General features: G+C 63.9%; 12 protein-coding genes and 1 pseudogene. 6 read left to right on the top strand and 7 right to left on the bottom strand.

The window, feature by feature from the left end:
- The first annotated feature begins 152 nt into the window (after positions 1-152).
- From eccCa to A5736_RS22545, 5 genes are all read left to right on the top strand, one after another.
- Complete coding sequence (gene eccCa / locus A5736_RS22565) at positions 153-4,190, top strand: type VII secretion protein EccCa (protein WP_076248678.1); 4,038 nt, start codon at positions 153-155, stop codon at positions 4,188-4,190.
- A complete protein-coding gene (gene eccD, locus A5736_RS22560; RefSeq protein ID WP_083667665.1) occupies positions 4,187-5,689 on the top strand; it encodes a type VII secretion integral membrane protein EccD in 1,503 nt (500 codons plus the stop codon). Before eccCa ends, eccD begins: the two co-directional genes overlap by 4 nt.
- A 53-nt stretch (positions 5,690-5,742) precedes the next feature.
- Positions 5,743-7,143 (top strand): type VII secretion-associated serine protease mycosin, encoded by a 1,401-nt coding sequence (gene mycP, locus A5736_RS22555; RefSeq protein WP_139333523.1) that lies wholly within the window; start codon positions 5,743-5,745, stop codon positions 7,141-7,143.
- Between the two features lie 26 nt (positions 7,144-7,169).
- Positions 7,170-9,974, top strand: a complete 2,805-nt coding sequence (locus A5736_RS22550; protein WP_139333518.1) for a LuxR C-terminal-related transcriptional regulator — start codon at positions 7,170-7,172, stop codon at positions 9,972-9,974.
- Between the two features lie 158 nt (positions 9,975-10,132).
- Positions 10,133-12,685 (top strand): AAA family ATPase, encoded by a 2,553-nt coding sequence (locus A5736_RS22545; protein ID WP_076248672.1) that lies wholly within the window; start codon positions 10,133-10,135, stop codon positions 12,683-12,685.
- Between the two features lie 120 nt (positions 12,686-12,805).
- On the opposite strand, the gene A5736_RS22540 is transcribed toward A5736_RS22545, so the two are convergent.
- Positions 12,806-13,297 carry a hypothetical protein gene (locus tag A5736_RS22540; RefSeq protein ID WP_139333517.1) on the bottom strand — a complete coding sequence of 164 codons (492 nt, stop codon included), beginning with the start codon at positions 13,295-13,297 and terminating at the stop codon, positions 12,806-12,808.
- Positions 13,298-13,594: 297 nt separating this feature from the next.
- On the bottom strand, positions 13,595-14,485 hold the full coding sequence (locus A5736_RS22535; protein ID WP_083667659.1) for an alpha/beta hydrolase: 891 nt from the start codon (positions 14,483-14,485) through the stop codon (positions 13,595-13,597).
- A gap of 1,016 nt (positions 14,486-15,501) precedes the next feature.
- On the opposite strand from A5736_RS22535, the pseudogene A5736_RS22530 reads away from it, so the two are divergent.
- Positions 15,502-16,677: pseudogene (locus A5736_RS22530) on the top strand (MinD/ParA family protein); the annotation flags it as partial.
- A 21-nt stretch (positions 16,678-16,698) separates the two neighbouring features.
- Here A5736_RS22530 and A5736_RS22525 read toward each other — a convergent pair.
- The 5 genes from A5736_RS22525 to A5736_RS22500 form a co-directional block, all read right to left on the bottom strand.
- A complete protein-coding gene (locus tag A5736_RS22525) occupies positions 16,699-18,147 on the bottom strand; it encodes a hypothetical protein (protein WP_139333516.1) in 1,449 nt (482 codons plus the stop codon).
- Positions 18,148-18,248: 101 nt separating this feature from the next.
- Entirely contained in the window at positions 18,249-18,941 is a 693-nt protein-coding gene (locus tag A5736_RS22520; RefSeq protein WP_076248726.1) for a TetR/AcrR family transcriptional regulator, read from the bottom strand.
- Between the two features lie 1,044 nt (positions 18,942-19,985).
- Positions 19,986-21,449: a wax ester/triacylglycerol synthase family O-acyltransferase gene (locus tag A5736_RS22515; RefSeq protein ID WP_076248666.1), complete on the bottom strand. Its 1,464-nt coding sequence runs from the start codon at positions 21,447-21,449 to the stop codon at positions 19,986-19,988.
- 652 nt (positions 21,450-22,101) lie between these two features.
- On the bottom strand, positions 22,102-22,656 hold the full coding sequence (locus A5736_RS22510; RefSeq protein ID WP_139333514.1) for a hypothetical protein: 555 nt from the start codon (positions 22,654-22,656) through the stop codon (positions 22,102-22,104).
- A gap of 1,058 nt (positions 22,657-23,714) precedes the next feature.
- On the bottom strand, positions 23,715-24,284 hold a 570-nt coding region (locus A5736_RS22500; protein ID WP_254848435.1), incomplete at its 5' end, for a rhodanese-like domain-containing protein.

The raw sequence follows: 24,284 nt of genomic DNA, 5'->3' as shown, positions 1-24,284 counted from the left end.
CCGGCTCCGAGTCGGGTTCAGACTCCGGGTCCGGCAGCGATGACGGTAACGGCAACGTAATGGCGCAACCCCTTACAGTGCGTTTGCCTGACGGCGTGGACAGTACCGCAGGTGACTTACTATGATACAGCGAGTATCGGACGGGAGAGGGCGTGGCTACGGAAGGGTTCGCACGCCGCCTGCGGGTAGCGCCGCCGCGCATGCCTGGAGGCGAGGTCAACCTGCAGCCGCCGCCTGACGTCCCCCGGGTCATCCCCGGCAAGCTCTTCATGAAGCTGATGCCATTCGTGATGGTCGTCGCAGTGGTTGGGATGATCGCATTGATGGTCACAGTCGGCGGACGTGATCTGGCGCGGAACCCGATGTTCCTGATGTATCCCATGATGATGGTGATGGCCATGGTCGGCATGCTGACCGGCGGGGCAGGGGGGCGATCGGGGAAGGCCGCGGCCGAACTCAACGAGGAACGCAAAGACTACTTCAGCTATCTCGCCACTCTTCGGGACGAGGCCGACAAAACGGCTGACGAACAGCGCGCCGCTTTAGAGTGGAGCCACCCCGACCCCCGCACGCTGGCCGATTTGGCGGGTACCCGCCGGATGTGGGAACGCCGTCCCTCCGATCAGGATTTCTGCCATGTCCGGGTGGGGATCGGGACCCACCGGCTGGCGACCCGATTTTTGGCACCGGAAACGGGACCGCCGGAAGATCTCGAGCCAGTGTCCACGGTCGCGTTGCGGCGCTTCGTGAAGACTCGTTCGGTGGTGCACGCACTCCCGACGGCGGTATCGCTGCGCGCCTTTCCCAGCGTCACCTTCGAGGGTGATGCCAAGCTGACCCGACAGCTCGTGCGGTCGATGTTGTTGGAACTGTGCACATTTCATGGCCCCGACCACATTCAGATTGCAGTGGTCACCGCCAATCCCGACGGCGAGAATTGGAGCTGGGCAAAGTGGTTGCCACACGCGCAGCACCCTGCGCTGTCCGACGGGATGGGACAAATGCGACTGTTGTTTCCGTCGCTTGAGCTATTGGAGCAAGCGTTTGCAGAGGATTTGGCCGAGCGCGGTCGGTTCAGCCGCACCGCCGAGCCGACGCAGGGGCGCCGGCAGCTGGTGGTGGTCATCGATGACGGGTACGTCACCGGTGACGAACGCCTGATCACCGATGCCGGCGTGGATAGCGTCACGGTGCTGGACTTGACCGGCCCAGCGGACGGTCGCAGCGCGGGCCGGGGACTGCAACTGGTTCTCGAGCAGGATAATGTCGGAGCGCGTACCAGGGCGGGTGTGGAACAGTTCGCAACGCCGGATCGGGTGGGCCTGACCGAGGCTGAAGCCGCTGCGCGTCAGCTCGGCCGTTACCGGCTGGCGAACGCCGCGCACATTGCCAGCATCGAGTTGGATTCCCGCGCCACCGACCCCGGCCTGATGGCATTGCTCAAAATCCCCGACGCCGCCGAGATCGTTGCCGAGGAGGTGTGGCGGCAACGATCACCGAGGGAAAGACTGCGGGTGCCGATTGGTTACACGCCGAACGGCCAGCCGCTCGAGCTGGACATCAAGGAGTCCGCCGAGGGGGGAATGGGCCCGCATGGGTTGTGCATCGGCGCCACCGGCTCGGGCAAATCGGAATTCCTGCGCACGCTGGTACTGGCAATGATTACCTCACATTCGCCTGAGGTGCTGAACATGGTGCTGGTCGACTTCAAGGGCGGTGCGACCTTCTTGGGATTGGAAGGCGTGCCGCATATTTCGGCGATCATCACCAACCTCGAAGACGAACTGATCCTGGTCGACCGCATGCGCGATGCGCTCGCCGGGGAGATGAACCGGCGGCAGGAATTGCTGCGCTCCGCCGGTTTTCCCAACGTCATCGAATACCAAAGGGCCCGCGCCAACGGCGCCGAGCTGGATCCATTGCCGGCGCTGTTCATCATCGTCGACGAATTCTCCGAATTGCTGTCTCAGAAACCAGATTTCGCTGAGCTGTTCGTCATGATCGGTCGGCTCGGACGATCGCTGCACATTCACCTCTTGCTGGCCTCCCAGCGCCTGGAACAGGGCAAGCTGCGCGGGTTGGATTCGCATCTGTCCTACCGGATAGGCCTCAAGACGTTTTCTGCGGGTGAGTCGCGCAGCGTGCTCGGCGTTCCCGACGCCTACCACCTGCCCAGCGTCCCGGGTTCGGCGTTTCTCAAATGCGACGCCGACGAACCCATCCGGTTCAACACTTGCTATGTCTCCGGCGAGTACGTCAAACCGGGTGTCGCGCGGCGTATCGGGCGTGCGTCTTCATCCGGATCGTTGGCCCCGAAGCTCTTCACCGCGACCCCGGTGAAGAAGGATTCGCCGCAGCCGGGCCAAGAGACACCAGTGCAGCCAAGCGTCGAAAGCCCGCCCGAGGGATCGGTACGCCCGGCCAAGTCCATCCTGCTGGACGTGGTCGTGAGCCGTCTGCGGGGCCATGGGCGTCCCGCTCACGAGGTGTGGCTCCCACCGCTGGACGAGAGCCCGGCCGTCAACGAGCTGCTCCCCGACTCCTCGTGGAGTGACCCACGAAATGTCAATGGGCGCTTACTGATGCCGGTGGGGTTGGTGGACCGGCCATACGATCAGCGGCGGGATCTACTGTTGGTCGATCTGTCGGGCGCCCTGGGAAACGTCGCGGTTGTCGGCGGACCGCAGTCGGGCAAATCCACAGCGCTGCGCACCCTCATCGTTTCGGCGGCAGCCACCCACACACCCGAACAGATTCAGTTCTACTGTCTCGACTTCGGCGGCGGCACGCTCGGCAGCCTGTCCAACCTGCCCCACGTCGGCGGGGTTGCCGGACGGATGGATGCCGACCGGATTCGGCGGACCGTTGCCGAAGTGTCGGGGCTATTGCGGGAACGGGAACAACGTTTTCGTGACCTGGGCATCGAGTCGATGCGCGATTTCCGCCAGCGTAAGGCTGAGCTCGCGGCGCTACCGCCCGAGGTCGCCGCCGCCGATCTGCTGAGTCAGGACAAATTCGGCGACGTCGTCCTCGTGGTTGACGGCTGGGCAACGATAAAAAGCGATTTCGATTACCTCGAACCGGTTTTGCAGTCGTTAGCGATCCAGGGCCTGTCTTACGGGATCCACGTGGCGATTTCGGCGACGCGGTGGATGGAGATTCGCCCAGCCGTCAAAGACATGCTGGGTTCGCGGATCGAGTTGCGGATGGGTGACCCCATCGACAGCGATGTGGGCCGCAAATTCGCCGAGTTGGTCCCGATCGGACGGCCGGGCCGCGGGATGACCGCTGAGCGGCTGCACATGCTGATCGCGCTGCCACGGCTCGACTCCAGTTCTGCCACAGAGGATCTCCCGGCGGGCGTGGCGAGTTCGGTGGAAGCCGTAGGCGCCCTCTACGGGGGGCGCGCCGCGCCCAGGGTGCGGATGTTGCCGCACAATGTCGACCGGAACGCGGTTGTGGAGACGGCCCGCAGCGCGGGGCCGCTTGACAAGTCGCGGATCGCCATCGGAATCGACGAAGCCGAGCTGGCGCCCGTGGTACTACGCTTCGATGCCCAACCGCATCTGGTTGTGTTCGGCGACAGCGAATGTGGCAAAACGGGGCTGCTGCGCAACATCGCCCAGGGAATCATGGAAAACTCGACGCCCAACGAGTGCAAGGTCATCCTGATCGACTTTCAGCGCTCCATGCTCGGCATGGTCGACGCGGACTACATCGGCGGGTATGCCACCGCGAGCCAGTCCTGCACGGAGCTGATGACCGCGCTGGCGGACTCTCTGAAGAAGCGGCTACCACCCGGCGACATCACTCCCCAACAGCTCAAGGAACGATCGTGGTGGAGTGGACCGGACGTCTATGTGCTGATTGACGATTACGACCTGATCGGGGGCGGCTCGCTGAACCACCCGCTGGCCCCGTTGGTCGAATACCTTCCGTTAGCCCGTGATATCGGGCTTCGGACCGTCATCACCCGGCGTATCGGCGGCGCCGCCCGGGCGATGATGGATCCAGTCATCGGCCGGCTGAAGGATCTGTCGTGTAATGGTCTGGTGATGAGCGGCTCCAAGGACGAGGGCGGCCTCTTCGGGGGATACAAGCCAACCGAGATGCCGCCCGGGAGAGGAATGTTGGTGTCGCGTACCATGAAAAGCGGTGTCATCCAGCTTTCTCGGATGCCGGACCCGTGACCGGCATCGGCGAACTTGGCCCCGCGCCGGCGATGTCGGCCGCGCCCGAGCATGTCCGGGTATCGGTGGTCGGCGGCCGGACCCAGCTCGACGTGGCGCTGCCCGTGGACGTCGCTGTCGCAAGCCTGCTGCCAGAGCTGGTCAAGCTGGTGCGCTCGCGCGACGTAGAGGCATCGACCGATACGCCGTGGGCGGCGACGCGAGATGCATTCTGGGTACTCAGTCGGCTCGATCCGCCTGTCGCGCTGGAGCTCGACCAGACGTTGCGTGCGAGCGGTGTCATCGACGGTGAGCTTCTCCGGCTGACGGACGAACGCGCGCTGGCCGCACCGACGCTCTACGACGATGTGGTGGACGCCGCGGCACGGCTGAACAAAGCTGCCTACGCCGGCTGGAATGCCGACGCTGCTCGCTGGATGTCGTTCGGGGGCCTGGGGTTCGCGTCGCTAATCTGGGTGTACTTCCTGGCGGCTGCCCCGAATGGAGCGCAACGTCCGATCATGGTGGGATTGGCGACAGCGGTCGCCGCGGCAATGGTCGGTGTCGCCGCGCTGGCCCGACGGTCTTACAAACGATCCGATGTCGGGGCCGCCGTCGGCTGGTCCGCTATCCCGATCGTCGCCGCGATCGTGTGGCTGTTGGTGCGGGGATTTGGCGAATACGGTACGGCCGCCGGTTGTGCGTCGCTGGTGGTGCTCAATGCCGCAACCCATCGGGCGCTCGGCTGCGGGCGATGGGGCTACCTCGCCACTGGCGTCGTCTTCGCCACGACCGGCTTGGCGATGCTAGGCCATGCGCTGGGCGTATCTGTGCGTGTGGCGGCCGTCGTCCTGGCGGTGGTCGGCACGCTGGGCTGCCTGACGGTTGCAAGGCTGACGCATAGCCTGGCGCGCGTCGAGCCATCCACGAGCCGGCCCGGCTCCGACCAGGCAGCAGACACGTCGGAGACCCAGTTCGCGCCCAAGCCGTCGGCGATCGACTCCGATGCCACGAGCGCGTCGGCCCCATCGTTCGGGGCGATGCCGACCGCGGAAGCGGTGTGGGCGAGAGTTCGAGCAGCGGCGGTGACCAGGTCTGCGCTCTATGCGGGTCTCGCGATCAGCGTGTTATGTGGTGCCGCAGCGGTATTGCGTGCGGAGCCGGGCGTGCGCTGGCCTGGGTTGGGCTTTGCCGCAGTGTGTGCGACCGCGCTCAGCGTCCATGCCCGGCTACCGCAGACCCTGGCCGAACGTATGTCGCTTGGCGTGCCCGCGGCAGCGCTGGCGGTTTTGCTTTGTGCCAGTGCATTTTGCGGCACCGCTGCGATGGTTTCTGCCGGATTGAGTACGCTGCTCGCCGCTGCGGTGGTGACGTCGATCGTCGGGTTGAGGGTTGCCGGCAGTAAGCGGCCGCAGCGATGCGCGACGGCGTGGGCTTATCTGCACTACGCGGCATATGCGGCGCTGATCCCCGCGGCGCTGTGGGTCGCTGGCGGCTGTTCCCAACTGGAGATCTCGTGAGGCGACAGATCGAGCGATGGGTCGCGTGTTCAGCTGTCGCGCTGTGGGCGCCCATGGCGGCGCCGCCCGCGGGCGCGGTACCACCGCCGGTCGTGGCGCCCGGACCCCCTCCGGCCGGACCGGTCGCACCGCCCGATCCGACGGAACAAAAGTCCGTCTGTGGGGCGGGCGGGGTATTGCCGCAGACCGATTTCCGGCAGCGGCCGAGTTCGGAGGCCCAGCTGGATTACACCAGCGCGTGGCGGTTTTCCCGCGGTGCCGGGCAGAAGGTGGCGGTCATCGACACCGGTGTTAACCGACACCCGCGGCTGTCAGCCCTCGAGGGCGGCGGCGACTATGTTGCGGGGTCCGACGGTCTAGTGGACTGCGACGCGCACGGTACGTTGGTGGCCGGGATCATCGCGGCCGCCCCCAGTCCCGACGATGCATTTGCCGGGGTAGCGCCGGAAGCGACGGTTCTGTCGATTCGTCAAAACAGCGGCGTATACGCCGTCAAGGGTTCCGGCGGCGCTCAGAACGACCCGAACTCGGTGTCACCCGGCTACGGCAACATCCATACCTTGGCTCTCGCCATTTCCCGGGCTGTCGATCTGGGTGCGACAGTGATCAACCTCTCGGAGGTGGCCTGTGCGCCGGTAGGCGCGGGCATGAACGACGCCGAACTCGGCTCGGCGCTCCGATACGCCTACGAGCGCAACGTTGTGGTGGTGGCCGCTGCCGGAAACGTCCAACAGCAGGGGATGTGCGCCAGCCAGAACATGGTCGGGGATCCGAACCTGCCGCTTCGGCGGCAATGGGACACCGTTACGACAGTCGCCAGCCCCGCATGGTTCTCCGACTATGTGCTCACTGTCGCCGCGCTGAGCCCTTCGGGGGGGCCATCGGAATTCAGTCTGCATGGGCCCTGGGTGGCTGTCGCGGCCCCGGGGGAGCGGATCGTCTCGTTGGATCCGGGTGGTCCCGGACTCATCAATGCCTGGCAGGACCAGCGCGGTTTGGTACCAATCAACGGCACCAGCTTCGCCGCGCCGTTCGTGGCGGGTGTTGTCGCACTAGTGCGCGCGCGCTTCCCGGACCTCAACGCCGGCCAGATCATGGAGCTCATCAAACGTACAGCGCACACCGACGGACCGGGCCCCAACACCGCTACGGGCTACGGTGTCATCGATCCGGTGGCGGCGTTGACGTATCACTTGCCGCCGTTGCAGAAAGTGCCGAACCCAGAAGTTGGCCGATCCGTACCGCGTCCGCCGCGAGCAGCCCGTGATGACCGGGTTCGCAACATCGTGATGGCGGTGACGGGCTCATGTGTGGTGCTGTCGGCGGTTGCCCTGGGTGTGTTGGGGCCCAAGCGAATTCGGAAGGTCCGGCCCGCTGGGGCGGCCCGCGACGGCGATGAATCGATCGCCGGCGCTCAGGCGAAAGCCTCCGCGCAGGTCGGTGAAATATCTTGAAAAATCGTACTTTTGGATCACAACGAGTGGCTGCGGCGGTAAGCGAAGACCGCAGAAAAATGCCGGTGCCTGCGGGGCCACCGGCCCCTGCACAGAGTCGATCCAATGATGGAACGACTCCCGGGTTAAGACATGACGGGTTAACGGGCGGTAGCGTGGCAGACATGCCAACGGGAGATCCACGTGATTCGGCTGATCTGCCGCGTGTTCGCGGAGGGTTTGTCGGTCGTAATCGGGAGCTAGACCGAATTGGTGGCTTATTGCTGGGGAACGCCCGGTTGGTGTCGTTGATCGGGCCCGGTGGGATCGGCAAGACGAGGCTCGCCGAGGAGGCCGCGCGTCGGTTGCACAAGGCGCGGCGTACACCAGTATTCGCCGTACGATTGGCTCGCCTGCCTAGGGATTCGGATGTGGCGGCGGTGCGGGAGGCCGTGACGGCATCTGTACTCGTTGGCGGGTTCGTCGGTCCCTTGGCGTGGGACGGTGCTGTGCAAGCGCTTTCGCCAGTGGATGCCGCCGGGAGGGTACAGCCGACGGTCCTGGTTCTGGACAACTGCGAGCACGTGCTGGCCGGCGCGGGCGCCGTGGTGGCGGAATTGCTCGACGCGGTGCCGGGGTTAACGGTTGTGGCGACCAGCCGGGAACCGGTGGGCTGGGTCGATGAACACTTGGTAACGGTGCCGCCGTTGTCGGCAGAGCAGTCGCTGGAGTTGTTTCGGCAGCGGGCCGAGCTGACCGGGCATCCGATCACCGAGCCCGCTCAGGTCGCGTTGGCCCAACAAATCTGCGAACGCATGCATGGGCATCCGTTGTTTATCCGGCTGGCGGCCGCCCGGACTTTCTATCAGCCGTTGCCGATGATCCTCGCGCAGCTCAGCGGCGATTCCGACGATATGCGGATGCGGTGGCGGCATGGACCGCGGGCCGGGTTGGAGGACCGTCACCACACGATCACCGATGTGATTGCGTGGTCGTATGAATTGTGCGGGGATCAGGAGCGGTTGCTGTTTGACCGGTTGTCGGTGTTCGCGCCAGGGCACGACGTCAACCCCGAGGACGCCGCCGCGGGCACGGCCGATGTGGGGGCCGAGTTAGAGGCCATCGAGACTGTTTGTGCCGACGACGTGCCAATCCAGGGCTGCGACGTTGAGGCTAGCGCCACGTGTGCGGATCGGCCTGAGCCCGCTGTTTGCTTGGCGCGCAGGGAAATTCGTGAGCTGCTAGAGCGCCTGGTGGAGCAGTCGCTGGTTTCGGTCCACAGGAGCGACGAGGCGGTGCGTTACTCGTTATTGGAAAGCCTTCGGCTATTTGCTGCCGATCGGCTGGCTGAGCGCTCCACCGAGGCGATCGATGAGCCAACCCGGCTGGCGCGCCGGCATTGCTACTACTACCGCAACAAGGTCCTGCAGCCGCAGTCCGAATGGTTCGGCCCCGCCGAACAGGACCTGCTGACCTGGGCATCGGGAGCGTGGTCAAATATCCGACGGGCTATCGATGCCAGCATGGCAGCCGGGAAGCCGGCGGTGGGCCTGCAAATCTGTGTTGGCCTGCTATCGCTTCGCGCCCCCTTTTTCCTTGGTTCTTTTTCGGAGATCCGGGGGCGCCTCGAACAGACGCTTGCGGCTACCCAAGCGTCACAACCGCAACTGAGTCCGCTTCAGTTGGGTGCGATGGCCTTGACCGCGTGGTTGGCCGTGTACCAGGGGCGTCATAAGGACGCTGACGAGCTTCTGGCGCGGTGTGTAGCCGTGTGCGGCATACCCGCGGCCCGCGCTGAGGATTGGCGCGACCAGCCACAAATCGACATCGGGTTGCCTGCCGTGATCGAATTTGCCTGCGGCGCCGAGCTGATGCTGGGTCGCTGCGATCCGCGGTCCATCGCTGTGTTCGCTCGTGCGCGCGAGAAATTTCGCCAAATCCCACACCCCGGGGGGGAGGCGATGTGCGAGATGTTCGAGGCGATGTCAGCCGGATTCTTCGGATCGCCCGAGCAGGCGATGAGTATCTGTCAGCGCCACCTCGAGCGGACGACCGCAGCCGGTGCAGGGCCGGCGACGTCGTGGGCCCAGATGGCCATGGCGATCGCGTTGACCAAACACGGCGATCCGGAAAAGGCGCTGCAGCTGGGTCGCGAAGCGCTCGCCTACCAGATGCCGCTGGGGGATCAATGGGGTCCCATTTGGATTTTGCATATTCGGATGTGGTCGTTGGCGCGACTGATTACCGATAAGGTCGCGGCCGGCACCGCGAGTCGCAGCTCCCTGGTCAAGCTGGCTACCGAGATCGCTTGCCTTGCGGGAGGCGTAAGGGCATTGCGAGCCCGACTGGGTGTGCTGATCGAGGGGTTGGGTCCCTCCGCTGAGGAAACGAGTACCGCCGAGAAGGTCGCGCGGGATGTGCTCGGACCAGCAATCTACGCCGAGGTCGAGAACCGTGGGTCCCGGTTGTCTTACGAGCGGTCCGAGCTACAACGAATCGCGTTGGGCACCTTGTCTATAAACGCGCTACCCCCTGACGACGACGCTGCTGCAGAGGGCACCGCATCGGTCTGGCATACGTTGTCGGCGACCGAACAGGAAGTCGCCATCCTGGCTGCGGCCGGTTGGCCCAACAGTGCCATTGGAGTGCGTCGGGGAACCTCAACCAAGACCGCCGATGCGCAAATATCGTCAATTTTCCAGAAACTGATGATCAATTCGCGCAAGGATATCGCTCGTTTCGTTCCGCAGGACCTGCGCGGCCGGGTTTCGGCCGAGAGTTCCCGTGCTGGACGCAAAAGCGGAGAAAAACCACGTTCCATTCAGCCCAGCCGCAAGATCGACCGGGCCTGATATCGGAATCGGCTCCCTAGCCAACTGCCGAAGGTGTTGACCTTTGCGGGCGCGGTTGATGCGAAGTCACAAGCGTCGACCGGTCCAATCGGATACGGGGTGTATCGTGGGAAGCCATGCCCAGGGGGAATCCAGCCGATTCGACCGCTCTGCCGCCCGTGCAGGGCGCATTTATCGGTCGTCAGCCCGAGTTGGATCGGGTCGGCGCCCTGTTAGTGGGACGGACCCGGTTGGTGACGTTGGTCGGGCCGGGTGGGATCGGCAAGACCAGGCTCGCCGAGGAGGCCGCCCGTCGGTTGAACCGTGCGCGACACACGCCAGTGTTCGCGGCACGGCTAGCGCGCCTGCCCAAGGGCTCGGATAGGGCGGCGGTGCGGGAATCGATCACCGCGTCGGTATTAGTTGGGGGATTCGCGGGCGCCTCGGCGTGGGAGGGCGCAGTGCAAAGGCTCTCGCCGGCGGATGCGGCAGGGCGGGTGGGCCAGACCATTCTCGTACTGGATAACTGTGAGCACCTGTTGACCAGTGTGGGAGCGGTGATCGTGGAGTTGCTTGAAGCGGTGCCGGGGCTGACGATCTTGGCTACTAGCCGGGAACCGGTGGGCTGGGTCGATGAGCACTTGATAACGGTGCCGCCGTTGTCGGCTGACCAGTCGCTGGAGCTGTTTCGGCAACGCGCCGGGCTGGCAGGCCATCCGATCACCGAGCCCGGTCATGTCGCGCTGGCCCAGCAAATCTGCGGGCACGTACACGGGCATCCGCTGTTTATCCGGCTGGCGGCCGCGCGCGTGTTCTACGAGCCATTGCCGGCGATCCTTGCGCAGCTCAGTGGCGAATCCGACGATGTGCGGATGCGGTGGCGGCATGGGCCGCGGGCGGGGCTGGAGGGCCGTCACCATACCGTCACCGATGTCATTGCGTGGTCGTATGAGTTGTGCGAGGACAAACACAGGTTGCTATTTGACCGGTTGTCGGTGTTCGCGCCGGGTCACGACGCCAATCCCGAGGATGCCACAGCGGCAGCTGATGTCGGGGCGGAATTGGAGGCCATCGAGACTGTTTGCGCTGACGACGTTGCAATCCAGGGTTGCGACACCGACAGCACGGCCAACAGTGTTCACCTCGCTCGCACCGAAATCCGCGAGTTGCTCGAGCGGCTGGTGGAACAGTCGCTGGTCTCGATCCATATCGGCGACGACGCAGTGCGCTACTCATTGTTGGAAAGCCTTCGCCTTTTCGCGGCCGATCGGCTGGCCGAGCGCTCCACCGAGGCCATCGACGAGCCGGCCCGGCTGGCGCGGCGGCACTGCTACTACTACCGCGACAAGGTATTGCTCGCCCAGATCCAGTTGTTCGGTCCAGCCGATCAGGAGTTGCTGACTTGGGCAATAGGGGCATGGTCGAACATCCGGCGGGCCATTGATACCAGCGTGCGAGCCGACGGAGAGCCCATGGTGGGACTGGTAATCGCCCTGGGTGTGCTGGCACTGCGGGGTCCGTGCCTAATCGGTTCGTTGCCGGAAATCCGGGGGCGTATCGAGCAGACGCTGGCAGCCACCCAAGCCTCGAAACCCCGGCTCAGCGGGCTTCGGCTTGCCGCGGTGGCGCAGCTCGCATGGTTGGCCCTGGTGCAGGGGTGCCCGGAGGAAGCCGAGGAACTCCTGGAGCGCTGTGTTGCTGCGTGCGATCCAAATGCCGACGCAGCGCAGTGGCGCGACCGGCCAGACAGCGACCTGGGTTTTCCGGCTGTGGTCGATTACGCCTGGGGTACTGAGCTGATGTGGGTCCGACGCGATCCGCGGGCAATCGTCGTGTTGGCTCGTGCGCGTGAGAAGTTCGGGCGCATCGGACACCGCGGCGGGGAGGCGATGTGCGAGCTGCTCGAGGCTCTGGCGGCCGGATTCTTCGGAACCGCAGAAGTAGCGATGACTACCGCTCGGCGACATCTCGAGCGGACGACCGCGGCCGGTTCAGCCCTGGCGCGGTCGTGGGCCCAACTGACCTTGGCGATCGCGCTGACTAAACACGGCGACCCCAAAGAGGCATTGGAGCTGGGCCGCGACGCGCTGACGTACCAGTTGCCGACCGGGGATCAGTGGGGGCCTGACTGGGTGGTTCACATCCGCATGTGGTCATTGGCGCGACTGATCACCGACCAGATCGCTGCCGGAAACACTAGTCGCAGCGCCCTCGTCGACCTGGCAACCGAGATCGCCTACCTCGCCGGCGGCGTGAAGGCACAAACGGCCCGACTGGGTGTGTTGATCGAGAACAAGGGTCCATTCGCCGACGAAATGGGCCGCGCCGAGGAGGTCGCACGTGATTTGCTCGGGCAAAAATCCTACGCCGAGGCCGAGAAACGCGGATCGCGCTTGTTTGTCGAACGCGCCGAGCTGGAGCGAATCGCGTTGGGCACCTGGTCGATAAGAGCATCGCCGGCCGCCGGAAGCGGTGGCACATCGAGTTGGCAGGCGTTGTCCGAAGCCGAGCAGGAAGTCGCGATCCTGGCCGCGGCCGGCTGGCCCAACAGTGCGATCGGGGCGCGCCGAGGTACCACGACCCGGACCACTGATGCGCAAGTGGCCTCAATCTTTCAAAAGCTAATGATCAACTCACGCGAGGCGATCATTAATTTGGTTCCGAAAGACCTGCGCAACCGCGTTTCGGCCGAACGCTCCCACGTTCCTCGCCAAAGCCGAGGCAAACGGTGATTCATTTCCGCCCGGCCCCCGGACCCACGTGCCCTGAGACTTGTCGGAAACGCCTTGAGAGCGACAGTTTTCCGGTCGTGGCGATGCGTCATGCGGGCGGCTGAGTCCAAACCCAAGCCACTACAAGCAAGCTTCTCCGCAATGAATGTGTTGGAAGACCCACCTGCCGCCCAGGAGACGCAGAGTCGACGAGACCGATATTTGTTGGGTGTAGGTTGTCTGATCGGGATACGCGAACTTGAAATCGCCTTCGGCTACCACCACAACCGTGGTGCCTAGGTCCGCGACGCAGGTAAACTCGACGTCCAGGGTCACTATCACGTCCCCGGTGCGGATATATTCCGCGCGTGCATCCGATATCTCGCCGAGCATGGATCGGTCGCCAAGCATACCGCCCGAAACGATGCTGAGATCGGGAGCCATAAAGTGCCCCACGTCTTTCTCGAAGTCGAATGTGTGAGCGTTCCAGGCCTCTTCGTAGATCCGCGCCACCTTTTTGTGCATAGCCAGAGCGGCTTCGACCCAACCGCCATCGAGAAGTTTCAATTTGGGTTGCATCGTGTCCTGCTCCCGTGAATCAATTTGTCGGGACAATGGTTCACTGATCGTCATTCGGTCACCGATCCTCTTGGGTTGGACAGGGCTGCGGTGGGTCGATAGCGGTGTCGGTCGGCGTCTCCACCCCGTATTTCACGGACACCGCGAAGCTTGCGGCTGCTCCTCCACCCACACAAACCCCTTCGACGGGCATAGCAATATTGTTCGGTCGGGTAATGCACCGCCACATCGGTAGGCGATAAGTGACATACCTACCGGACCGCTTAGTGGCCGGCCGCAGTCGTCGCTGGTCCCCCGCCGAAGGTGGCTCCAACCTCGCTCGCATCGGGTCCCTCTCTACGCCGTGGCGTGTTAAGCGGGCGCTCGTCGACTGCGACGGGACCCGGACCGTGATCGGCGGGCAGCGTCCGTCATCAGCGTCCGGTGGAATGTCCCCAGGTGCTCGATGGCCACGCGGGCGTCGGCGAGCAGGTCTGAGGCGATGTGGTACACGTGTGGGGCACGGTCCCAAATTTGCAGCCGAGTCGGTATCTGTGCCCTAGCGCAATGTTCGGCCAGCGTCTCGGCGTCGGCCAGTAGGCATTCGGTCGAGCCAACCTGAATGAGGACGGGCGGTAGGCCGGTGAAGTCGTGATTGACCGCCGACCACGTCGGATCGATTTGACCGTCTACGGCAAAACCCTGCTGGGCGATGGTTTCCATGCACCGAGTAGGTAGATAGCAGTCGCGACGCCGGTTGGGGTGGGCGTTGCGCGTGGTTGGATCGAAGTCCGCCCACGGTGAAATGGCCGAGATGCCACCCGGCATCGGCAATTTATGTTCCTTGGTGGCCAATGCGAGGCGAAACGCAAGTCCGCCGCCAGCCGAGTCGCCCGACACAATGATGTGGTCGGCCCGGAAACCCTGCTCCAGCAGGTATCGGTAGGACTCGACCGCGTCGTCGAGAATCTGTGCGAAAGTAGCTTTCGGCAGCCGGCGATAATCAACATGGAACGCAGGCATCCGGCTCGCCCGCGCGATCTTGGCGACGAGCTGACGGTGGGTATTTAAACCGCCGACGACATAGCCTCCGCCGTGGAAATACAGCAGTACCCAATCCTGTTGCCGCCGCGGGTCGGCAACTTCGTCGTGCCATAACCATTCACCTCGAAAGTTCCCTAACGGGACTGGCACGTGGTGGGCCCGGCACGGGGCAACCGGCACCGCGGCCAGGAGATCGACGATGCGACCGAGCAGCAGCATCCACTCAAGCTGATATCGGCCGTGTGTTCGCGCAAGCGCTGCCAGCCCGACTCCGAGGGTCCTGCGTAGGGCGGCGTCGGCGAGTTGAGTCCCGAGGCTTGCCCGGTTCGGGCGCTCCACGATCAGCGAAGACCTCTTGGGTCCTGGCCCAAGCCGCGCTTTCCTCTCAGTCGCGCCCGCTAGCTGACCGGTCGCGTCGCCGCGCCGAGACAACCGACTTGGTGCAAAGGTGTCGAGCAGCCCCGCTCGCGTAGTCGGTAACTCCGCAATAGACCAGTTCCGTTCCGGCCTGATTTGTACGCGTCGCACCTGTCCCACCTCCCGATGCTGAACTGCTTCGGCCTGACGTCAGCAATCTTTCGGCGATCGGAACGCGACAGTCATCGGCAGCTGATCGGATTGCCTCGCGGTGGCTACTTAGGTAAGGCCATAGCGTTTGTTCGGCCGTCCCGCCCAGTGCGGCGCTGCCTTGTTGGGTTGGAAATCAACCTGCTGATCAGGTATGGCTTTGGTAACGGTCACCGGTTTTGACGGGACCTCTTGTGGCAGCTGACACGAACTCCGCCGGGCGAGACAAGTCCGCCGGCGCCTCGACGACGGCGAGGCCTTAATCTACCGACGCGCAGACCGCCGGCCCCGCCTAACATGGTCGGAGGATTGATCAATTCGCTGACCCGGGAGTCCGATTGCCAAGACACGAGCCGCCTGACCACGATGGTCCCGGACTGCCGCGGCCGCCGTGGCTTTCAGCCCAGGACTCATATCGAGGCGTGGATGCGCGGCCCCCGCAACGTGACCACAGCAGGGATAGTTGCGGTCCCCCTTATGCCGACATGACGATCCGAGGTTCCGCGTCCCAAGGACCGCGGGACCGGTCGGACCACATGGATACGGACGAAGCCAGCCGACTGGACAGCGCTTGGCGTGCCGAAGAAAGTGACTTGACTCCCGAAGAGCTTGAAGAGCAACAGGTCTCACGAGACAGCACCCACGAGCCGGCTACTCAACGGACGTCTCCGCCAGGAGGTTGGCAAGAATCCGATTTTCTACCGCCGGGAGTGCAGTTTGCGCCGCCCCCGCCACCGCCGGGCTGGCCGCCGGGCGGCCCGCCACCGGCGGGTTGGCTTCCGCCGGGCCCGCCATGGTGGCCGCCCCCCGGCGCGCTGCCACCGCCCGCCTGGGGGCACGGCGTGGAATCCGCACCGGCTCAGTCGCACACGGCTGTGTCACCGGAAACCCGCCCGGTACCGACATTTCGGATGCCACCGTCGCTTGACGAGGCGAAGGTCGCTAATCCGCGGAAATCCGCACCGCGATCCGGCTGGCGCCGCGCCGTCCATCGAGCCACACGCGGGCATCTCAACCCAGGCGATTCGCGCAAAGACCGCGCACAAGATGATCTGCTATCCCACATTCGGCAGCCCATCATGGGCGATTTCCGGATCGCGGTGCTTTCAATCAAGGGCGGAGTCGGAAAGACAACCACCACGCTAGGATTGGGTTCGGCGCTCGCGATGGTTCGCCGCGACCGGGTGATCGCGGTGGATGCCAATCCCGACCGTGGAACGCTGGCCGAGCGGGTCGGAGACATCTCGACCAGCTCGACTGTGCGTGACCTGCTGACGGACCCGAATATCAAGCGCTACGCGGACATTCGAGGACACACCCGAATGGCGGTCAGCCGGCTAGAGGTGCTGGCAAGTGAGCAAGATCCGGCGGCGGCCGATGTATTTGACGAGGCGGATTATCGGCGCACGATCGGCATTCTCGGCCACTACTACAACGTGATCCTGACTGATTGCGGTACCGGCATTATGCACTCAGCGATGGCCGGCGTCCTCGACCTTGCGCACTCGATCGTGCTCGTCAGTCAGCCCGCAATGGACGCCGTCCGAAGTGCCTCGGCAACGCTGGATTGGCTTTTGCAGCATGGCCATTCGAGGCTGGTGAGAGGAGGCCACGTGGTGCTGAGTGCGGCACGACCAGGCTCGGCTGCGCTGAAGCTGGACAAAGTTAGCGAATTCTTCGAGACACGCTGCCGGTCAATCCATTTCATACCTTTCGATCCACATCTGGCCGAGGGGGCCGACGTCGACTTCGGCATGCTGAAACCAGCGACTCGCCAGGCGTACGTAGAGCTGGCTGGTGCGGTTGCCGAGAATTTCCCTGGGCTGGATGCCGGACGCCCATGACGCGGTCTGCCCATGCCAGACTTACGGCGTCAGTAGTCCTGCCAGGCTGAGCTCATTGACAGCGGCGTCCACATCAGCGTCGGGATGGTTGGTGAATATTGCGGCCACTTCGTCGTGGGTGGCGGACTGGTCACTGGCGGCGATGAGCAGGGCGCGGCATTGATCCTCGGTGTCGGGACCCGTTTGGCCGATCATTGCTTGGACGGTTCGATCGGTGGCCCATACCGAGGGCAAGGGCAGGGCGAGTTCGTCGGCGGTGTTCGTGGTGCCGCGGTACCAGGCTCCATCCACCCACCAGAAGCAGAAGCTGAGCAGACCATTGCGGAAGCGGGTGTTCAGCACTGCGTCGTTCACCCACGCCGGCGCACCGGTGTAGAGGTCGGGAAGCGGTTGCCCGTCGTTGTAGGCAGCTTCGAGCAACGGCGAGTTCCAGCGCCCACCGGACAGGACGGCGCGCTGCCCAGGGAGCCGGTAGAGGGTCGACCCGCTGCGGTGGTCGTTTTCGTACCAGCCATAGCCGGGAAGAATCCGCGGTCCCCATTCCGATTTGACGCCGACGAACGTTGCCGCGAGCACGGCCCACCGGGTCCATACGTCGGGCAGCGCGGGGACGTCTTGGGTGGCGGTGGCGGCGCGTCCGCCCTCGCAGTCCGTGGCTACCTGGGTGGCGGCCTGCTTAGGTGTTCGTCCCTGAACTGGGCCAGCGATATAACCGGACAGCCACACCGGTACGCGGGTACGGGGGTAGGCATCGAGGTCGTCGCGGTAGTGCCTTGGGTTCAGCAGCTGGTCGTCAGGGAACGGCTCGTCGCCGTAGTCGTAGTCGGCGGTCATCTCGCCACCATTACTGGCAGTCAGCAGCAACCGCCACCAAGGCCCGGCGGGCATGGCCGCCGCCACTTCTCGTTGCTGCCGCACCAGCCGCGCGATCGACTGCGGGACCGGCACTAGGCTCGCCTGGTCGTCGGACCAGAAGCGCAGCTGGGCAACCTCAGCGGAGATCGTGAACGCGAACTCCGCCGAGAACCGCTGCCAGCCCCTCGGGCCAAGCTGGGCTAGCTCTTGGACAATTGGATCAAGCAAACGCGATGCTTCGGCGGCGATCGCGGACTCGGGGCCGTGGTCGCGCTTGGCCTCGACGATGTTGAATTCTTTGATCGTCGGTGGCCCGTCGGCGCCCAGCTCGGTAAACCGCTGTTTGAGCTCGGCCATGAATTCTGCTTCGTCGGACCCGCCCGGGGCGCGCCGGCCAGCAGCTTCGCGCTCCATGAATCGTTCATGAGCCTGCCGGGGTGGAACCGACGTCGACGTTTGTTCGATGCGGCCAGAGTCGGCGACCAAGAACACCGACTGGTCCACGGGCATGTTCAGAAATGCTGTGGGATCGCTTTCGTCGATGTCTACCGGCGCATACACCCTCCAGCCTGCCTCGAAGCGAACCGCTTCCAGCCCCTCACTGGGATAATCCAAGTCTTGGTACCGTATGAAATCCGATACCAAAGAAATTGCTTGTGCCGCCTCCACGTGCTGTTTCTCCCTCTGCGGGTGTCGGCCCCACTCTACGTTGGCCTTTAGATCGATTCGCTTGATGTCAAGGGCGCTTCGTTGTTCTCTAGCGACCCCGCCGGCAGCGTCAGCGACAAAGCGGGGTCGACCCGGATGCCGAATTTGCGCAGCTGGTCGTCCAGGATCAGCCACGCGTGCGCGGTGAGCCGATCGATGAGTTGGTCACGGGTGCCGACAGGTCGGTCGAGCCACCGCAGGACCGATGCGTCGAACATTCCGATCAGCCCGACAAGTGTGCCCTCGACTGCGTCGGGCTCGTCCGCGAGTCGTGGGAAATAACGCGCCGCGGCCGCGGTGACTTCAGCAATAAAGTCGCTGCGCTGGACGGTTTGGGTTTGAGACTTGCGTTGATAGCCGCGGCTGACCAGGAATCGATACAGGTTCGGGTGGCGATCTGCCCAGCCGACTTGCGCCTCGATGAGCTCCCGGATCACATCGAGCAGGGTGCCTGGCAGGTGCAAGCGCGCCTCAATTTCCCGGCGCAGCTCGCGGTAAACATTGCGCGCGAGCGCTTGGTCGAGGTCCTCCTTGCTGGCGAAATGGCGGTATACATTCGGCCGGGCCAATTTGGCACATTCTGCGATCTGGGCGGTCAACGCGTCAGGACCATGCTCCTCGACCGCGGTCCGAGCGGCTTCGAGAATCTGCTCATAGCGGAGTGGCGGGTGCGAGTCTGGGCGCGTGTTGGACGGTGTCATGTTCACTGGCTCACCTCGTCGGTGCTGCTATTTGATGATACTGAGTGTATCGTCAGGCGGCTGGGGTGGTGTCGGGTCGTCTGCCAATGCGATGTCGATCCCCGCGTAGAGGTCGCGGCTGGCGAGCAGCTATTTCCTGTGGACCAGGTGCATAACGTTTGCGGCCCGCGCGTTTTCGGCAGTTATGCATACATCTGCCGGTCTCGCGCGAGTGCCCGGGCTTCAGCAAGCGCGATTGCAGATGTGCATCGCCGAGTCTGGCCGAAATACCAGTTCGAAGTGGCGTAAGCGGTGCTCACGCCGGAGCCAGGCTTGGGCCACGGAGATGGGGATGCGCGATCGACGGCGTCGGTTCAATCGCCCTCCAGTTGCCAGGAAAACAGCTTGGGCACAGGCCATTCGGGAAACGGCACTCCAAATATGGTCGCCCACATCGGTCGCACACGCCGCCGAACACCAGTACGTCAGTGGCGGCAGCACCGACCCGCCGTCGAGGAACACGGAGAGCAGAATTTTCCCGCTGGTTGATCACGCAGACAGCCTGGGGGCCCGACCTCACATCATGGTTTGCTGCGCCCTCAACCGCCGGACCGTCAGCGCGACTAGTCGCGATCGACACAGGGTCGCGGTTTCCGATTGTGCGCCTATGCATTCGCGGCTCCGAGCTCCCGCACGACTCGGCGCACCGGCGCACTTCCGCCAGCCGCCAAGCGGTGCGCTTGACGATCTTGTGGCCATTGAGCCGGGCGCGCATCGATCGCCCAGGGCTCGTCCTTGCGAGCGCTTGGTGTGCACTCGTCGATACAAAGTGTATCGACGGTAACGATACATTGCGTATCGGCCGAGGACAAGGGGTCGAGTTATGTCACGGAAAGTGCCTGGGCCTAGTAACGTCCGTACTACGTCCTGGGCGGGTTTAAAAGACTGCGGGCCGGCAGGATCTGTTGCTCAGCGCATCTATTGGATTTGCGTGATCTTGCGAGAAAATTCTCGATCGCCATACCCCTCGTCGAATAGTCGGCAGCCGGCGCTTGTTAGCTTGCCTCATCGCTTGGGAGCCCGGAATTGGCGCGAACGCGAATCGCGTTGCCGATCACGGCGGTGCGCACCTGAAATGCGATGGAAGGCATCTAGCAGATCCAGTTCGCGGTCGAGGGAATCGGCGAGAGTGCTAATCCGCGGAACGGCGCGACGGCATCCGGTCAAGCCGAAGGCGATCTGATCGTCAATGCTTGTGCAGGTGATGTTGAGCGCCTGTCCATCGAACAGGGCCGACATCGGATGAATCGTTTCGACGCGGGCGCCGTTCCAGTAACGCGGGCTTCGTGGGCCAAGAACGTTGGAAATCACCATGTTTGGTGGGCGCAACGGCCCGGGCATGCGGCCAAGCATCATGGCAAGGGCTAGAGGGGTTACGCCTAGCGCGCTCATCGTGAGCACCTGCATCCGGCTCCGGTCGGCCAGTGCTGCCTTAGCGTCGCGCATGCTGGCCTGCACCGCAGCCAGACGCTCCGCCGGGTCGGCGAGGTGTGTGGCCAGCGAGCACGTCAACCCTCCGAGCTTGTTGCCAGGAACGTGGTCTGGCGCGCCAGCGGATTCATCGCCGCGCAGAGGTACAGGCACGGTTGCCATGAGCGGTGCACCCGGGAGCCCTTGATGCACAAGAAGATAACGGCGCACCGCCCCGGCGCACATGGCGAGCACAATCTCGTTGAGCGTAGCGTCAGTGTGTTTGGCGATCATCCGCAGCCGATCAATTGAGAATGTGCGACCAGCGAACGATCTGGCGGAACCGATCGGAACACTGAGCGGGGTATGCGGCGCCGCCAGGGTCAGCGGACCGCCGCGCCGCCGGACCGCTCGCCAAACCGCATCGGCCAGTGCGGGCGCAATGCCCGCGAGGTCTCCGACCGCGCTCAGCGCTGTCCGCACGGCTGCCAGTGGATCGACCGCGGTGGTCTGGGCAGCGACATTGTCCCCGTGCGTCTGACCGATCACCTCCCACGGAGCGGGCATCGCACGCTGGTCCGGGTCGGAGCTGAAAGTCCGTTGAAGCAGCCGCATCGCCGAGACTCCATCGGCTAGCGCGCTGTGGGTTTTGATGTAGACCGCATACCGCCCGTCGGGGAGACCTTCGATGAGGTGCATCTGCCATAGCGGACGGGAGCGATCCAACATTCCGGTATGCAACTCCGAGGCGAAACGCCATAAGTCAGTCTCGTCGGCTCGTGGCGGCAATGCACCGAGCTGCAGGTGGTACTGGAGGTCGACGTTCGTCTCAGTGTGCCAATACCATTGCCCAAAGGAGCTAGCCGAACGGCGGGGGCGCCGCCGCCAGAGCGGCGCTACCTGATTGCGTGCCAGCGCGGCGGCGAACATTTCGCGCACACAGCGCGCGTCGGCGCCTTCAGGCAGGCTCAGCACCGCCAGCGCGCCAACATGCATCGGTCGCCTCGGCGTCTCGGCTAGCAGAAAAAATGCGTCCGCGGGCGACATCGGCAAAACCATCGGCGCAGAGCCTTTCGATAGACCGAGACGTCCCTGGCCGCTCCCCAGGGAACATGTCGGTAATGATTGCCGCCCCTCCTGGACGGTCGACCCACGGAGAATCGCTGTCAATTTTTAAGCATAGTGCTTAATCGCCCCGGGTCACAAGGCCATGGCATTGGTTCATGAAAGCTGTCCGCGAATAGCGTTCGGTGCGTTGGTCGTTCGGTTAGCGGGATCCTCAAGTGCGACACAGCTTCGGAACGGCGATGCCGAAGTGCTGATACGGCATGTATCTCCAGTTAGTACTGCAGCTGTAGATCGGTGTAACCGAACGCATTTGGGATGTCGCATGACGCCTAAACCAGCTACGCCGAGATGCCCTTATTTGGGGGGCGCCCATCCGTGACGCAACTTGCTCCGATTCATCGACTTGCCGGACTTTGTGGTAGGCGACAGTTGGACCGACTACGGAACCCAGCACGTCAGCGCCGAGCTAACCACCTCGAGGCTCAGTCAAACCGACGAGGCGTATGAATCGCGACGTCATCACCGTAAGGTGTCTGTCGATAGACGGTTGTCGACTTCATGATTCGTGGTGTTTAAGTGTGGCGTGTTCGTCTGGTGAAAATACGTGGGCTGGACGAAGATTGGGCTCCGGTCTCGTCTGTAGTTAGGTGAGTTCGACCGCGGCGGCGTAGCCATCGTGGTCACCGGTGGTGACAGTTGGCGCGTTGATGGCGTTGTCCAGCCGGACAGGGCCTAGATCGGCGGCGCCGGTTGCCACCAGGTTTGTGTGCAGCCTGTCGCGGGCGATGTTGAAGGATTCGTAGACATGGGTAGCCTGACCGTCGTAGAAGCTGGGACGTTCGCGGCTGAACGCCGCAGACCACACGAAGCCTTGACCGTTGGCTGCGGGAGCGGGCCCGAACACGCGGCCGTGATTGTCGGGATCAGGCACGAACGGGGCATCGGCGTAGGCCGCGAAGAGGATATCGGGCTGCTGCTTGTACACCGTGTTGCCGACGCGGCCTGAGAAGCCCACAGTGTGGCCCAGCCGTGACGGGAAACCCGCGTTCGTCAGGGCTTTGTTGAGCTTGTTGATCGCCAGTTGGGCAGAGGTTGAAATCCGGTCCACCAGGATCAGGTTGACCGGCTCGTAGAGGCCTTTCGAATCGTGCTGCTGACAGCCCCAATTAGCGATTTGACCGCCCCCGGCCTGCAGCATCCACTTGCCGATATCCCCAAACGGCGTCCGATACGTATCGGTCGGGCTCGGAGCCGCCGGTGTCGGGCCGCAGTCGGCAGCCGGAACCGGTGCTTCCCGCAGCGGACCGAGAGATTGCGGCAGCGCCGGCGACGCGGGCCGCACCACCCCGACGGCGGTTTGGACTTGCGCAGCGGGCGCCATCACGACACAGGCCGCAACCATAACGGCCTGCGTCAAGCCTGCTCTGATCGCGATCAGCCCCAGGCAAAACTGCCTTTCCCCGGGTGGCTACAGTCGCTTGGCATCCGTTGCTCAACGCAACCGAGGCGTCGACATCCGCGCGAGGATCCGTGCGGCACTGTCACGATACGGCGTGTATCAGTGCTTGGGCAAGGGGCTGGCAGGCGCGTCGTCTGCGACTCAGGGCGGTTGTGCCTGCTACAGCAGCATCGATGCCGCGGCCAAGGGCCTGAAACATACACCGTTACCGGAAAGTGTGAGATGTCCTGGTACAGCGTGCATCTCGATGGCCAAGAGCAACGCTAGCTGCCGTTTACATTCATCGATTGATATTTTGCGAATCGTACGGAATTGTCATCTTGATCTGGCCCGCATATCACGCGTGAATCCGAAGCATGTTGGCACACACCAAGTTCGCGCATGTCAACTAAACCTGCAGCCGGTAGATTCGAAATCATCGTCGTCGGTAGTGGGATTGGCGGGTTCTGTATTGGTGTCGTCGTCGCGATCGTGACCAGGCCAGCAGGCTGGTCAGGGTGTGGGTTGTGGTCAGCAGGAGGGGTCAAAGAGTCTGCGAAACTCGTTGACGGTCAACGTGATCAGCCCGTCTGGTGCGGGGGCTGGTGTCGCGTTGGATCGCGGTGGCCACTGCCAGGAACGCATGGGCGCGCATGGCCAGGGTGATCCGGCGGTGCCAAGACTTCCAGCGCCGGACGTGTGTTGGTCGATCCCAACCAGTCCTTTGGCGGTTTGGAAGGATTCTTCGATGCGCCAACGCTGCCCGGCGACGGTGACCAGGGTGTGCAGCGGTACTGGCTTGGGACTGTAGTGTTGCGTCAGTACATCACCATGTCGGGGTGCATTTGCTGGGCCCAGGCCACGATCCCGCCCTGCAGATGCACCGCGTCGGAGAATCCGGCCTTCTTCAGCGCGGCCAGCGCCTCGGCCGAGCGCACGCCCGTCTTGCAATACAGCACCGGCATCCGGTCCTGCGGCAGCTTCGCCAGACCCTCCCCGGAGTTGATCAACGACTGCGGGATCAGCTGCGCGCCCTCGATGTGATTGATGTCCCACTCCACCGGTTCGCGAACGTCGATCAGCGCCAGTTTCTTGCCGGAGTCGAGCAGCTCGCGCAATTCCCGCGGGGTGATGGTGGAGCCGGCGGTCGCGTCGGCGGCGTCCGAGGACACCACGCCACAGAAATCCTCGTAGTCGATCAGCTCGGTGATCTTCGGCGTCGACGGGTCCTTGCGGATGCTGATCGTGCGGTAGCTCATCTCCAGCGCGTCGTAGATCATCAGCCGGCCCAGCAGCGGTTCGCCGATTCCGGTGATCAGCTTGATGGCCTCGGTGCCCATCACCGACGCGATCGAAGCGCAGATGATGCCCAGCACACCGCCTTCCGC

This window comes from Mycobacterium sp. SP-6446, assembly GCF_001954045.1.
Classification (GTDB): domain Bacteria; phylum Actinomycetota; class Actinomycetes; order Mycobacteriales; family Mycobacteriaceae; genus Mycobacterium.
This window is presented reverse-complemented; position numbering and strand designations above follow the sequence as displayed.

Bases quoted from the DNA above. Each gene is read 5' to 3' on its own strand.
- A5736_RS22540 (WP_139333517.1), bottom strand. From the start codon at position 13,297: ATGACGATCAGTGAACCATTGTCCCGACAAATTGATTCACGGGAGCAG.
- A5736_RS22520 (WP_076248726.1), bottom strand. From the start codon at position 18,941: ATGACACCGTCCAACACGCGCCCAGACTCGCACCCGCCACTCCGCTAT.
- mycP (WP_139333523.1), top strand. From the start codon at position 5,743: ATGGCGGCGCCGCCCGCGGGCGCGGTACCACCGCCGGTCGTGGCGCCC.
- A5736_RS22510 (WP_139333514.1), bottom strand. From the start codon at position 22,656: ATGCTGCAGGCCGGGGGCGGTCAAATCGCTAATTGGGGCTGTCAGCAG.
- A5736_RS22515 (WP_076248666.1), bottom strand. From the start codon at position 21,449: ATGGTTTTGCCGATGTCGCCCGCGGACGCATTTTTTCTGCTAGCCGAG.
- A5736_RS22535 (WP_083667659.1), bottom strand. From the start codon at position 14,485: ATGCTGCTGCTCGGTCGCATCGTCGATCTCCTGGCCGCGGTGCCGGTT.